This window comes from Bradyrhizobium sp. PMVTL-01 (assembly GCF_051861855.1).
GTDB lineage: Bacteria > Pseudomonadota > Alphaproteobacteria > Rhizobiales > Xanthobacteraceae > Bradyrhizobium.
In genome coordinates this window covers 308112-321950 of the sequence record NZ_CP193983.1, presented here as the reverse complement: position 1 = coordinate 321950, position 13839 = coordinate 308112, and the positions used below count along the sequence as shown (strand labels likewise).

Genomic DNA, 13839 nt, shown 5'->3' with positions numbered 1-13839 from the left:
CTGATCAATTGTAGTAGCTGCGGCCACGGATGTTGGCGTGGAAGAGGATGGGCGCCTCCTCGGCGGGAGGCGCGGTTCTGTCGGTGCCGTTCTTGAGGATGGCGGCGACCGTTTTGTACGAGCGGGCGTTGAGCAGCAGGGCCCGGGCGCAGGCGGCGTCGACGCGTTCCTGGCCGTAGCGCTTGACCAGCCCGAGAATGCCGATCGCGGAGCGGAAGCCCTGTTCCGGATGCGGCCGCGACCGCAGGATGACGTCGATCAGGGTGTCGGCGTCGGGGCCGACCTTGGCGGCTTCGGAACGAATACGCTCATGGGTCCAGTCACGATAGCGGCGATGCGAACTCGGCATATGCTCGGCAATCGTGGTCGGGCGATGCGGCAAGGTGCTGCGCAGATGCGAGGCCACGCGCTTGCCACGGAGGAAGATCTCGACGGTCTTTTGGGTGATGCGAGCCTCGACCTCCTGATGCAAGAGGTTGTGAGGGACGCTGTAGTAATGCTTGGCGATCTCGACGTGATAATCGAGGTTGACCCGGCAGCGCTTCCACTCGGCATACTCGTACGGTTCATCCGGCAAGGGGGTGAGCGCCTGATGATCGAACTCTTCGAACAGATCGCGCCGACTTCGCCCCCAGCTCCGGAGAGGTCGATCGTTCAGCTCGACAAGGAGGCTGTGGATCGCCTCGTTGAGGGCGGCGAGCGAGAAGAAGCGGCGGTTGCGCAGACGCGCCAGAATCCATCGCCCGACGATTTGGACCCCGACCTCGACCTTGGCTTTGTCGCGCGGCCGATACGGCCGCGCCGGGACGATGGCGGTGCGGTAATGGCGGGCGAGATCGGCATAGGTCCGGTTGACCATCGGCTCGTGAAAGCAGGCCCGGGTGATGCCGGCCTTCAAATTGTCGCTCACCGTCTGCCGGGCCACACCGCCGAAAAAGGCAAAGGCCCGCACGTGCGAGGCGATCCAGTCCGGCAGGCTCTGGGTGAGGCTGGCCTCGGCGTAGGTGTAGTTCGAGGCGCCGAGCACGGCGACGAAGATCTGCGCGCTGCGCACCTCACCGGTGAGCCCGTCAACTACCTCCATGGTGTGGCCGGAATAGTCGACGAACAGCTTCTCGCCGGCGACATGGACCTGGCGCAGGGTCGGCTTGAGGCGGCCGGCCCATTCCTTATAGCGTTCGCAGAACCACGCATAGCTGAAGCTGTCGGAGTTTGCGTCGCAATACTCCTCCCACAACAGCATCAGCGTGACGTTCGGGCGCCGCAGCTCGCGATGCACGAGCGCCCAGTCCGGATGCGGACGCTCGTCGCTGGGCCGATCGGAAGGCGGCGGAAACAGGCGGTTCTCGAGCTGGACGTCGTCATCGAGCTCCGTTGGCAACGGCCAGGTCAGACCGGCGCGGCGGGCTCGGTTGACGTACTTACTGACCGTGCCCTGGGCCAGACCGAGGCTGCGGGCAACGGCGCGTTGCGACATGCCGACGCTGTAGTGCAGGCGTAGAACTTCGCGAATGTGGCGCATGGACAGTCTCTCTGTCGGCATCTCGATCCTCTGCGGTTGGGCAAAAGACCGAGCTACCCCGGTTGCAGACTGTCAGCGGTGGGCGCCTCCTGGTTGTCCCCGATCATGATCGCTGGAAATAGCGATCACGATCGGCTGGAAACGGTGATCACGATGCTCTGGAATGGGTGATCACGATGGCCTGGAATCGGTGATCACGATCGGCTGGAACGCGCAGATTGGATCGAGAGCGGGCGCTGCCGGCGTGGAGCCAGCGCCATCGGAGCGGGAAGCTGCGAGGTCGACGGGAGGCCTGGGTCATGAGGTGTCGATCCTATCCGGCGTAGGACGCCACCTCGGCTGACAGCCGTGCGCGAACACCTCGATCACGATCATGCGGGCGCCGCAGCAAGGGCATGAGCAAGGCAGCACGCGTGGCCCATCCGTCGCCCTATCCAGCTGCTCTTGCGAGTCGGCGGCGGGTGGGGTGGCATTGAGGAGTGCGCGGGCGGTCGCGATGTTCTCGGCGCGGTTGGCGTTGGCAAAGAGCCCGTAGTGGCGAATGCGGTGGAAGCCCTTGGGCAGCACGTGCGTCAGGAAGCGGCGGATGAACTCGTGCGGGTGAAGCCGCATGGTCTTCCAGCGGCCCGCGCCGTTGATGCGGTAGTCTTTCCAGCGGAACGCAATGGCGCCGTCTTCGGCCGCGACGAGGCGGCGGTTCGAGATGGCGACCCGATGGGTGTAACGGGAAAGATAGCGCAACACCTGCTCCGGCCCTGCGAACGGCGCCTTGCAGTAGACCACCCACTTGATCCGCCGCAACGGGGCGATGAAACGCTTGAACGTCCTCTTGTCTGCGAGCCCGGCATGGGTGTTGAAGAACGTCAGCTGTTTGGCGTCGTGCGCATCCATGAGCATCGCCAGCATCTTGCCGCGGAACAGACGCGCCAACACGTTGACGTGGACGAGGAAGTCGTCGCGCGAGGTGATCCATCGTGAGCCGTCGAACGAGAGTCCTCCGCCCGGCACGATCATGTGTACGTGTGGGTGATGGGTGAGCGCCGAGCCCCAGGTGTGGAGCACGGCCGTGATACCGATCCGTGCACCGAGACGTTTGGGGTCAGCGGCGATGGCGAGCGTTGTCTCGGCCGCCGCCTTCATCAGCAGGTCGTAGATCACGCGCTTGTTCTGGTAAGCGATCTCGCGCAGTTGGCTCGGAAGCGTGTACACGACGTGGAAGTACGGCACCGGCAACAGCTCCGTGTCGCGGTCGGCCAGCCATTGGCGTGACGCCGCAGCCTGGCACTTCGGGCAATGCCGGTTGCGGCAGGAATTGTAGGCGATCTCCGTGTGGCCGCATGCTACGTTCTCGCAGCGTGCGACATGCCCGCCGAGCGCCGCCGTGCGGCAGCGCTCGATGGCACTCATCACCTTCAACTGGTCGAGGCTGACATGCCCGCGATTGGCCTCGCGCCACGCAGGGCCGTGATCGCGGAGAATGTCCGCGAGCTCCAGAGCTGGTCGAGCCATAGCCGGCGGCGCTATGGCGCCGGCGGCTCCGTGGTGGCCCGCTTCGCCCGCCTACGACGCGGTGCGCTCAGGCCGTCGAGTGGGCTCTCGATCCTGGCGATTATGCCTGTCGCCACGCGGGTGTAGCGGGCCGTCGTCTCGAGCTTGTCGTGTCCGAGCAACGCCTGAATCAGGCGAATGTCGGTGCCGCGCTCTGGCAAATGGGTCGCGAAGCTATGACGGAGCGTGTGAAGAGAGAGCGCCTTGCGCAATCCCCCGTCTTTGACCGCCTCCTTGAACAGCCGGCTGAACTGACGCGTGGTCAGCGGCCGATGTTGACTGCGGCCGGGAAACAGCCAGCGCTGTTCCGGCGCGACAACGGCATCATGCCTGGTCGGTCGCACCTTCCACCATTGCCGCAACAGGTCGAGAACTTCCATCGGCAGCATCACGTTGCGGTCCTTGCGGCCCTTCGACTGCACGATGCGGATGATCATCTGCGCACTATCGATGTCGCCTGCGCGCAGCCGCACCACTTCGCCGGCACGCAGACCGCAGCCATAGGCCAGCGTCAGCATCGTCTGCGCCTTGAGGCTCGTCGCCATCGTCAGGACACGTTTGACCTCCTCGGGGCTCAGCACCGGCGGTAGCTTCTGCGGCTCCTTGATGTGCCAGACCTCGGCCGCCAGATCGTGGCGGCGCAGCGTGACTCGGAACAGGAACCGCACGCCGGTCATGATCCGATTGCGGTTGCAGATGCTGGTACCACTCTCGGTGAGGTGCAGCTGAAAATGCCGCACCTCATCGGGTGCGGCCGTATCGGGCGAGTGCTTAAGCCAGGCGGCAAACCGCTTGCAGCTTTGGATGTGACTGCGTTGGGTTGAGCTTGCGCGCAGCCATATCTTCGATCATACGCTGGCGCAGCGGACTGACGGTGTTGGTCTCGCTCATGGAGAGCTCCATTCTGAGAGAGGTTGACGACACCTCGATTCTCAGGACGGGGCTCTCCAACGGCTATTGGGATCCGACTACCGCTCTCTCGGCTCTTGCCCCCGCGCAGCGGGCTGGAGCGCAGCGACTTTGTGCTCTGGCCTGAATGCGAAGTTCGGGCGACGTCCTCAATTGTCGGCTCCTCGGGGTAGACCGGAAGCAATCGGCCGACATTCCAAACGGCGCTCGTGACTCAGAGCCGACCTCTACCGCAGAAAATGGTTCCCCATTTTGTTGTGGCCCTTTTCATTTGGCAATGGCCGAAAGCAAGCAGCGGCACGCATTCGATATGGGAGATTGCTCGCGCTTAGGTGGCTTTAGCCTGAATGGCTGTCGGCAGAGTGCGGGATTTGTTCTTGCTGCAATAGGTCGAGACAGCAGTCAGATTTTTCTGCAGGCGATCGTAATCCAAGATCGAGTTGCTTGCGTTGGCGTTGTAATAACCACTCATAAAATAGGTGACGAACTCGCGATCGTCCGGGCGATACGCTAACCATTGGCCGCACGTGATCTTGTTGAAATCTGTCGACGGATCGGCGATCCCCTTTACGACGACCGGATTTTCCAAGGCTGACATAACACTCGCTGTCCCATGGCCTTGGCACCAGGTTCTTACGCTTGCGACATTGGCGCGATGGATGTCGAAATCGACATAGGTCTTGTTAGTTTGATAGCTGAACCAGCCGGTCATCCACGCGGAGAATTTGTTCGCCGATGCAGCCGGCATCGCAAGGTAATCGCCACACGTGATGCTGCGCATGTCCACCGTTGCGGCAGGCGCTGAAGCGGCAAGCGCCGGGAGAATCGCGATTGCTAACGTCAAAATCTTCGACCTGAAGCTCATTGTGATGACCTTCCCCCTCATGGAGTAGCTGAACGGACCAATGGCGCTGTGATCAAACTCATGCGCTACAAAACGAGCTAATAATGAATTGTCTTTGAATAGGCGATCTGGAATCTTGATCTGGATCAACAAGCCGAACCCGCGTCCCGCGCTGGCTCAGGATCGGTTCACGCCTTAGACGAGGCATCCCGCCATATGGCAGGGCCGGATCAGTCTCGACATTCTCCGCAAATCCTGATCGCCATCCGCTAAGCGGGCGAACTCTAGCGCTGACCATTGGTAGCTTCTGGACGCTGATACTGTCAAAAGCCTTCCCGGAGCGAGGACGGCCGATCCGCTGTCAAGCAAACGATCAAGACGCGATTGGTCATCTCGTTTGCGTCTGTCTTATTGGTCGCCATATCGAGCGCCGGTTTAGCACGGCGCGCATCGATGCAGATCGCTGGCAAACCTTCGGTGCGCAGAGAATGATAGAACCATACCGATAGCGGTCCGGTCTCGAATACGACGCGTTTCACGGATGGCGCCCGCTTGCGGATGAGCTCGGGGACGATACTCGGATCAGTTGGGCACTTGCCGCGCCAGATCCGCTCACCTCCGCGGCGGATCGAGACTGCCGTCTCTTTCATCGACACGTCGAGACCAATATATTCTTCCATGGCTGTTCTCCATTTGCGGGCCCTGAAGGCCCAAATCCTGGAGTTCGACCGACGCATCATCGCCTGGCATCGATCAAGCACGATGAGCAAACGGCTGGACGCCATCCCGGGCGTCGGGCCGGCGCTGGCAACAGCGCTGGTCGCGAGCGTTGCCGATGCCAACGCCTTCCGATCGGGACGGGACTTCTCGGCCTGGGTTGGGCTCGTGCCGAAGCAGAACTCGAGCGGCGGCAAGGACAAGCTTGGCAGTATCAGCAAGCGAGGCGATCGCTATTTGCGCAGCCTGTTTACAGCTGGCGCGCTCGCCGTGATCCGCTATGCCAAGATCCATGGCACGGGCCATCGGCCCTGGCTCACCCGGTGTTGGCGCGACGCCCCACCAAGGTCGCTGCGATCGCACTCGCCAATAAGCTCGCCAGGATGGCATGGGCGATGATGGCCAGGAGCGAACGCTACAGGGAACCCGCCGCTCTTACGGCGTGAACGAGATCACAGCCGGTCATCCGGGTGTGACGTAACGGTTGGAAAGGACGAACAGCACTTAATGCAGCGCCGGTCGATCCGGCGATCAGGACAACCCACATGGGCCAAGGCATCTTCTGCGGCACTTTCAAGCAAGCTGGTTTGCGCTGTTCGTCAAGCCAATTTTGTCATTGCGTAGTCGGTGCGGCCGCGGGGCGCCCTTGAAGGTCTTTCGCGGGCATGGCCCAATGGGCTGCGCAGACAGCCAACACACGACTCGTCTTTTTGTCGCCGTTAAGTGCTGACTAAGCGGCCACCGGCGCGCCAGTGCGATTCACACCAGTACGTGGTCGACCGACGTGCCCCAGCTCGAATAAATGAAAGACCTCGCATTATCGAACTCATTGGAAATATAGAATCCATTGGCATGCGCGGGATCGAAGGTTGCAGTCGAGTAATCGCCCCAGCGACCGACAGGGTTACGCCCCGGATCGATATAAGCCGCGACGCTGTCGTGATAGTCGATCGGCGTGGCGAAACTTGGCGTCGTACTCGACGTTGCGCCGCCGGCCCCCTTCCAAAAAGTGAAATAATCGGCAGGGTACATATTTGACCCGCTCACATTGAAATTGAAAAGGACGTCTCCGTTGGTATCGACCGCCACCGATCCGTTGAATGTCGCCGCTCCGGCCGTTGCCCCTGTTGTTGGCAGAAGGCTATTCAGATCGCCAACGTGCATGACGGTTGGAGCGGTCGTTCCTCCAGAGGCATTGAAGGCCGTCATATCGAGTTGCACCCACTCGACCGACGGAGTTGCAGGTGTATTGTGCGGCTGCCCTTCGAACACGACGTACAGCTTTTGATTGACAGAATCGTAGGCAGCACTGGTGATTCTGCCGTCGCCGGCATCCAGCTTGTATTTCGTGCCGTATTGACTGACGGAATAACTGCCGTTGCCGAAATCGATGTTGTTGAGGGAGACCGTGACCGGGCTAGTGCTCGCTCCGTTGAGCGACTCGAATATGCTCAGGCTGTTATGCGTATTGGAGACCAAATATTCCCCGTAATACGTCCCCCCGCCGACGATTTCCGCCGTTTGGTAGGATGGCGCCGCGTAGTTCTTCGTGCTGAGAACGGCGGATGAGCTGCCGCTGTACAAGCCGTCGTCCAAAATCGTGACCGCAGTACCCTGAAATGTCCCCGACGAGGAGGGCGTGAACTGGTTGGTCGAGATGTAGATGTTGTGTCCGTCCACGGCGACCAGCGGTTGGTCCGACCAAGTCGTCAGACCATTCAAGCTGTACGTGGTTGAAACCGCCTCGTACTGCCAATTGGCCGATGAGAGCGATGTGGTCGTCAAATCAGAGTTCGAGACGGCCAGCAGGACGTAGCTGCTGTTCAGAGTGTTGCTCACCTCATCCACAGCGACCACGAATTGGTGATGGGTGGCATCGTAGAGCACCCTGGGGTCGGTGAGGAAGTATCCCGAACTCAGCACAGGGCTGAAGAACGTGTTCAGCGATTCGGTTTGCGCGGCGGTGCCCTGCAAAGTCGTGAACTGGATCGCGTCGTTCTCAGCCGTAATGACGATGTGCGCTCCTGCTGCGAGAGCGTTGTCCGGAGGATAGTACCCGCCGCTTTGCGCGAAGGTTATACCGTCCCAATGATAGTCGACATCAGTGATCGTCGAGGAACTGTTGACGAGCGGGGTTGTAGAAGTCGACGATGTCGTCGTGGCGTGAACGTGAAGCGTTACTTGAGACGGGACGTCCGGGTCTGGGAAGAAATTGAAATTATCATTCGACGAACTGGAATCGAAAAACCGATCACCAAATCCAAGATTATGGTCGCCGCCAAAGAGCGGATCACTTCCGTCAAGGTGCTTTCTCATTCCGTCACCTCACAGCTGGGGCAAAGGGCGCAATCGAAGAACGCGCCCAATCCGGGAGCAAAAATTGAAATGTCAATTCAACACGACAGTCTGCGCTAACCAAAGTGTAAGGAAAAGGCCCATGCGTTGCGCCAAAGCGGCCACGGTAAACGGTTTGTTGCAACGAACCAGCGCGCTAGCGTCTCGTCGGCGATAGCATCCACCCTATTCGGAGAGTTGGCGGTAGTAGAGTAGCTGCATCCACGCTTCACCCGGATTATGAACTAGAACGCGCCCGATGATCTTGGAGCGGGTGATGCCAGCATTCGGATGTCCGCTGTTGGTGGCAGCACTGCAGGAAGGTCGCTTTGGCAACAACTACCAATTTTTTGGCGTGATTTAGCAAGTCAGCATCGTTGGTCTTCACTATTGTCTTGCGCTCTCCGGCCGAGCGCAGCGCCTTAGCAGTTGCGTACTTTGACACGCAGAACGTCGCTTGCGGTGAAATTGCGCTGGGCGATAGATCGCTCGCAGCATTCTCGGCGCTGGTGACCACCGGGTGCGAGTGGCGGGCGGACAAGATTACGAGGTTTGCTAGGAGGCGAAGAAGACTGGCCGCTCGGTTTCAGCGGTACAGTCGTAAGAAGGTTGAACGGCGCCTTGGACGATGAGGGACGTAAGAACCGTCGCTTGTTAGAACGAGTCTCTGCCGCCGCCACTTCAATGATCAGTCTTGCGTGCCCCTCCCTCCCGCAAGACCTGGGGCCGGACTAAGCTCCAGCTCGCTCGCGAGTGGGCTGGAGCGTTCCTTTTGCTTTGGATTCACAAATTTGAATCCCTGTTGGATTGTTTCTTGGGTCGAAGCTGTGTTTGCGGCGGCAGCGCGCTTGGTCTCTCAGCCACCGACGCCTACGGCATAGCCTCAGCCGGTGATGGCGGAACAATGCACCCATTAGCCAATGGTTTCAGCAGGCGCCCTAGTTCATCTTGCGGCGTAGCTTCTGAAGCAGCTCTCGGAGATCGGCAGCGTACTCCTCAATGATCCGCCGCGCCTCGTCCAGGCGCGACGATGGAACAGCGCGTTCGGCGTTGATGCGCAAGACAAAGAGGGGATTCCCAAATTCATCGGTGACTTCCATCCGCCATTCGCGACCGAGCCTCAGGTGGCCTTTGAGCCCCTGTAAAATCTGGCCGGCCATGACCGTGGCCTCTTTCCACGCGGCATGCTGATCAGGCAACTCTTCACCTAGGTGGTCCGTGACCAAGCGCTCGTGCGTAATGTTGAAGAAGTAACGCGGCATCGTCCGAAATTCGATTTACCAAAACTGGCCGTAACGTCCGCAGTCTAAGATGAGTTCCGGCCGCAAGGCCGGGGAGCCAGCTCCGCCGAGGGAGCTGCTCTATCAGAAAGGGCTTCTGTTTGAGCCAGGCGCTCGTGATGCCGGACCAACACATATTCGGCTTCGGCTCGCCTCAAGTCAATTCGGCAAACTGTCCAAACTGGACAACTGCGCTTGTGCTTCTTGGCGAAGTCTGGAGAACAGCCGGTGGCTTGTCAGCGGCGCTCGGCCGCGAACTTGATGCCGGCGCCGAACTCTGCGCCCGTTGCCTGGCAACCGTTCTTCGAAAGGAACGGCGCCGCCTCGATGCTCTTGTCAAGGCTCGATCAGCTTGCGAGCGGCGGCCTCTGGATCGGCAAAAGGCCGGCTCGGCGCGAACTTAGTCACGCCGCGCCCTTACTATCGAGTAGGTTCGTTAAGTTGTTCCACGCCAATGCGATGCGCAGCCACGTTTCGCGCTCCAGGGGGCACGTCGCTGCCAGAGCTTTTATCATTGCAGCGAGAGCTTCTGCTTGACGGTCGGGGGGTCGAATCTATCGTTCGTCGGAATTACTAAAACCAACGTAACGAGAGAGGCCAGGAAACTACCGCACATGGGGCTCGTTCGTCATCAGGCGCAAGACGATCAAGAAACGGATGCGAGCCAAGCTGCTGGCGATCAAGATGGAGTTGCGCAGGGTAATGCACGACCCCATCGCGAAAACCGGAGCCTGGGTGAAACAGATGCTGAAGGGCATCTGAACTACTTCGCAGTCTCGGGCAACCACCCGAGCATCTGTGGTTTTTCAACTAGGTGAAGCGGCTTTGGCTCACGCTCAAGCCACGCAGCCAAACGGCACGCCTCACCTGGGAGAGGTTCATCCAACTCGTCGACCGCTTCTTTTCGCCAATCAGAACCATACACCCGCTGCCTTGTCACCGCTTTGACGCCAGAACCCAAGGTAGGAGCCCGGTGCGTTAGCAGCGCACGCCGGGATCTGTACGGGGGGCGGCTGGCGACGGCCGTCGCTACCGTGACCGAACCTCTTTCATGTTGCGTTAGACGCCGAGTGCCGGACTATTCCGAAGCCGGTGTCCTAGATTGCTCACTGCTCGGTTTTAAAAAGCAGTACTATTGGCTGCCGGATCATCGGCAAGCAACTGGGAGGAAGTCATGAAAATTCAACATTCGATGACATTGCTCGCAGGCATCGCAATCGGCGCCATCGCTGTCCAGGGCCTCCACGCTCAAGGGGCCAAGCTGAAAGCCTACGTCATCAGCGAAAATGAAATCCTCGATGCTTCGGCCCAGGCCGCTTACCTGCCTACGGCCCGCAAACTGATAGCAGACGCTCATGGTCGCGCTTTGCGTACCGCGGCCGGAAGGGTTGTTCAGATAGAGGGGGGCGCACCTCCCAAGAGTGCAGCACTCACCGAATGGGACAGCGTAGATGACGCGGTGGCATTCTATAAATCGAAAGTTTGGGCGGACCTTGCTCCCCAGCGTGACAAGGCAGTCAAGGTCGTGCGCAGGTATGCCGTCGAAGTCGAGAAGTAGCTCCCAGACCGCGTGCCGCAATAACTGACGCGGAGGCCGCCCGCCTTGGCGGCCTTCCTTCCGACGTCGACAGCGCGGCTCTAGAAAGTTTTTAGGTCTGTTGCAAAGAACCCCAGCTCGTCGGATGAGGATGAGCTGGGGAAGTCACTGTTCCCCCGCGCCCGACATGGTTGACGACGGCCCGCTACCATCAGCGGTTGATACCGTGGTGCGTGTAGCGCGCCCGGCGTCCCGACGTCGATGCTGCGGATTTCCGCCGCTGTCTCCTCTCATCTGCAAGGGAGGTGGGAAGCGCGGGAGAGGTGATGCCCAGGACCTCGCGTTGGTCGGGCTGGCCTTTCTCGATCGGCTTTCCGACGAGGAATGTTGAGGCGCATTTAGAGCCTTGCGTGCCACTTGGCGGGCGCAAGCGCAAGGCCGGCGTGGACGTTGCTTCCGCTTTCCAACCTTGTTTTAGCCATTTCATTCCAAAGCACGCTCGAGAAGGGCAATCGCAAGCGTAAAAGCCGTGTGAGGCTCAAGACGACAGTGGCCTGAGTCGCTAGGAACGTGATCAACGAAACCTGAAACATACGTCCGGCGTCGCTTCGTACTTCAACCCGACGTCTGTCAGACGCCAATACTGCACGGAAGACGGCGCACCTTGCTGTCAGTCAGCGACCAGATTTCGACGGTGGAGTCTTGCGGGGCGCCGGGGTGATGAATATGAAGCTGAACAGGGGCGCCGGGTATTTCGCTTTCAAACGACGCACAGCCTCGGCTGCGGAATCCGCTGCTACGCGTTCTTCGATAATCTTGCTATCGGACTTGCACTTAAAGCCCACTATGAAATCTTGCAAGATGCATCGCTCTCCAAAGATACTTCTCAGACAGCAGAGATGGTTCACGTTGTGAGCACGATAGAAGCCTCTGGATCAACGACAACTTAATTGCTCTGTTAAGCTTGATGTCCGCGCTGCGCGTTAATTCTGGAACCCGACAGCGGCGCTTTGTTGTCCACAGTGTCGATCGCGACACACAATACCGGCTCGACTCATCGTAGGCTTTACCCGCGTCCTCATGGGCGCCTTTCCTCCAAGCCTAAAGCCCGTCGCCAATGGCGGGCTTTCCTTCAGGGTGGGTGTTCCGATTAGAATGATGGGGCTTGCACGGCTCGCTCTGCAGGGGGAATACCGAGATGTCGGACCCAGGCACGGAAGACGAAGCAATTTCGTGTTACCGTCTCCACATTCTGGATGAACGAGGCGATTTAGTCGGCGCGGTGGAATTTGAATGCGCTAACGACGCAATGGCAAAACGGAAAGCCCAAAAGGTATTGGCTGGCACCCGGGGGGAGCTTTGGCGACGTATTTCTGGGGGCCTAGATAAACCTGGAGCGGGCACACATCGCGCTAGCGACTAGCCAAGAGCGATCGATTTGATACCAGGGTCGTGCGGCCCTTTCATTTCAGCTACATGTCTTGAGGCGATGCGACCAACGCGAAGTTGATCTAGAGCTGCTGCCATGACCATGTCCTCCCCCAAAGCGGAGGCGACGTTCTGCTACGGCCCAAGGCCGCGCACGCACGTCATGGCTCGTGGTTGCCCGACCATCCATTGCAGTGAGCGTACTCGTGGCGGCGAACATGTGAGAGCTGTGACTCAGTCAGTCCATTCGCGTGTATACTCGGCAAATTCCCCCTCTGAACGCGCATCCTCCGAAGTTGGAGTGAACGCGAATGTAGAGAAAGAGCGGCGCTGAATAATTGTCCCTCAGCGGTCAGAGATGCACCGGCAAACGCTGCATTGTGCAATCGGGAGGCTGGCCTGAGAAGATAAGCGCGCCCCCCCTTGAGCTGGGGCCAAAATTTTGAAGATGGTCCCTCGCTTCGATCTACTTTGGTTTTCAGCGACACAACCTGAAGGTGCTTTATCGGTTGTACAAGAACAAAACGTGTCAGTTCTCGTTGGGAAGTAGCAGGAAATCCGCGGAAGCAGATTAGGACATTGGCGCTGCTCGTCCCTGCTTACCTTTCCCGATATACTGGTTTGATGCGCACTGCGGCGGCGGGCGTGTGTGAACGGCTCCGGCGTTTCTGCCAGCCCCGAGCGCCGGGGCCGCTCTTCGAACAGAGCAAAACCGCCGCCCGCTTAAATTGAGCGCGGGCGGCGGGTTTCCAGCCCCGGGTGGGAATCAGCAATTCCCCGGTAATGATTAGTCGGCACAACCCATGACCAGGTTCATGCAGGTTTATCGATCACCCATAGCCAAAGGCGGCTTGCCGCGCTCGAAAATCGGGTCTGGCATCGGCGCCGCGTCTACCGCAGGCACGGCACATGAACCGCGACTCGATATCCGATAGGCGTACATCATCAGCCCATTGATCGGCGCTCGAGGCAACGCTGTGGCCGCCGCGGTAGGTCGGCGCAAAATACGATGATGCCGCGTACACCCATCTCGCGCATCTCGCCGAACGTGATCTAGAGCGGACGGCCATCGGCACGCGTCGACGTGTAGCGTCGGGGAGGACGAGGCATGCCCCATGAAAGCGGCATCGTAAGTACCTCGCAGATTATCAATGCCTTGGGCCTCGGAACGCGCGCGAGTCGCTGTGCGTCATGGGTGTGGAAAAAGTGGCATCGCTCCCTCGGCCGCTCACAAACAGGCCGAACACATAGCTACTCCGGGTTGGCAAGGAGAATCTTCACGTCGCAGGATCGATCCGGCGATCAGGACAACCCACTTGGGCCATCGCATCTCGAATGCGTGCTTTTGACCGGGACCTGATCCGCGGAGGGCATTATGGCCAGCGGTCATGGGTACCGCGCAAACAGGCCGAACACATGGCTGCTCCGACCAATCCAATTAGCGCACGCAAGCCGCCCCGCATCCTTTCATCCTATAGGAGGAGACAATGCGGCCCTGGATGTTGCATGCGCTGGCCTGGGGTGCAGCCGTTCTGTCCTTGGCAGCCATCACTACTGGCCGCCGCACTGAACAACGGCAGCACTCGCTTGGTAACGATTGTCGTCTCTGCAACTCCGGCGGCAGTGCTAACCTCAATCGCGACTGCGAGGTACCTCGTTTGAGCCTCGCGAACGGCGCGACAAAATGGCCTCTTCACAGTCTTGGCGAAGATCTGTTTTC

8 protein-coding genes and 2 pseudogenes are annotated in these 13839 nt (G+C 59.7%); 3 read left to right on the top strand and 7 right to left on the bottom strand.

The window, feature by feature from the left end:
* Positions 1-4: 4 nt before the first annotated feature.
* The 5 genes and pseudogenes from istA to ACRQ5Q_RS42365 all read right to left on the bottom strand — a co-directional run.
* Positions 5-1543 (bottom strand): IS21 family transposase, encoded by a 1539-nt coding sequence (gene istA / locus ACRQ5Q_RS42385; RefSeq protein ID WP_439392910.1) that lies wholly within the window; start codon positions 1541-1543, stop codon positions 5-7.
* 276 nt (positions 1544-1819) lie between these two features.
* The gene (locus ACRQ5Q_RS42380) at positions 1820-3031 is read right to left on the bottom strand and encodes an IS91 family transposase (protein ID WP_439400229.1); all 1212 of its coding nucleotides are present in this window, start codon (positions 3029-3031) and stop codon (positions 1820-1822) included.
* An 11-nt stretch (positions 3032-3042) separates the two neighbouring features.
* Positions 3043-3810, bottom strand: a complete 768-nt coding sequence (locus ACRQ5Q_RS42375) for a tyrosine-type recombinase/integrase (RefSeq protein WP_439400228.1) — start codon at positions 3808-3810, stop codon at positions 3043-3045.
* A 497-nt stretch (positions 3811-4307) separates the two neighbouring features.
* Positions 4308-4973: an HdeA/HdeB family chaperone gene (locus tag ACRQ5Q_RS42370; protein ID WP_439400227.1), complete on the bottom strand. Its 666-nt coding sequence runs from the start codon at positions 4971-4973 to the stop codon at positions 4308-4310.
* A 242-nt stretch (positions 4974-5215) separates the two neighbouring features.
* A pseudogene (locus ACRQ5Q_RS42365) lies at positions 5216-5503 on the bottom strand (IS110 family transposase); the annotation flags it as partial.
* A gap of 82 nt (positions 5504-5585) precedes the next feature.
* On the opposite strand from ACRQ5Q_RS42365, the gene ACRQ5Q_RS42360 reads away from it, so the two are divergent.
* Complete coding sequence (locus ACRQ5Q_RS42360) at positions 5586-5939, top strand: transposase (RefSeq protein WP_439400226.1); 354 nt, start codon at positions 5586-5588, stop codon at positions 5937-5939.
* 360 nt (positions 5940-6299) lie between these two features.
* Here ACRQ5Q_RS42360 and ACRQ5Q_RS42355 read toward each other — a convergent pair whose 3' ends face one another.
* Positions 6300-7856 (bottom strand): hypothetical protein, encoded by a 1557-nt coding sequence (locus ACRQ5Q_RS42355; RefSeq protein ID WP_439400225.1) that lies wholly within the window; start codon positions 7854-7856, stop codon positions 6300-6302.
* 502 nt (positions 7857-8358) lie between these two features.
* Between ACRQ5Q_RS42355 and ACRQ5Q_RS42350 the strand changes: the two are divergent.
* Positions 8359-8506 (top strand): annotated as a pseudogene (locus tag ACRQ5Q_RS42350) (DUF3606 domain-containing protein).
* 306 nt (positions 8507-8812) lie between these two features.
* Here the strand turns inward: ACRQ5Q_RS42350 and ACRQ5Q_RS42345 are convergent.
* Entirely contained in the window at positions 8813-9136 is a 324-nt protein-coding gene (locus ACRQ5Q_RS42345) for a DUF6894 family protein (protein WP_439400224.1), read from the bottom strand.
* A 1192-nt stretch (positions 9137-10328) separates the two neighbouring features.
* Here ACRQ5Q_RS42345 and ACRQ5Q_RS42340 point away from each other — a divergent pair.
* Entirely contained in the window at positions 10329-10712 is a 384-nt protein-coding gene (locus tag ACRQ5Q_RS42340) for a DUF1330 domain-containing protein (RefSeq protein ID WP_439400223.1), read from the top strand.
* Positions 10713-13839 lie beyond the last annotated feature (3127 nt).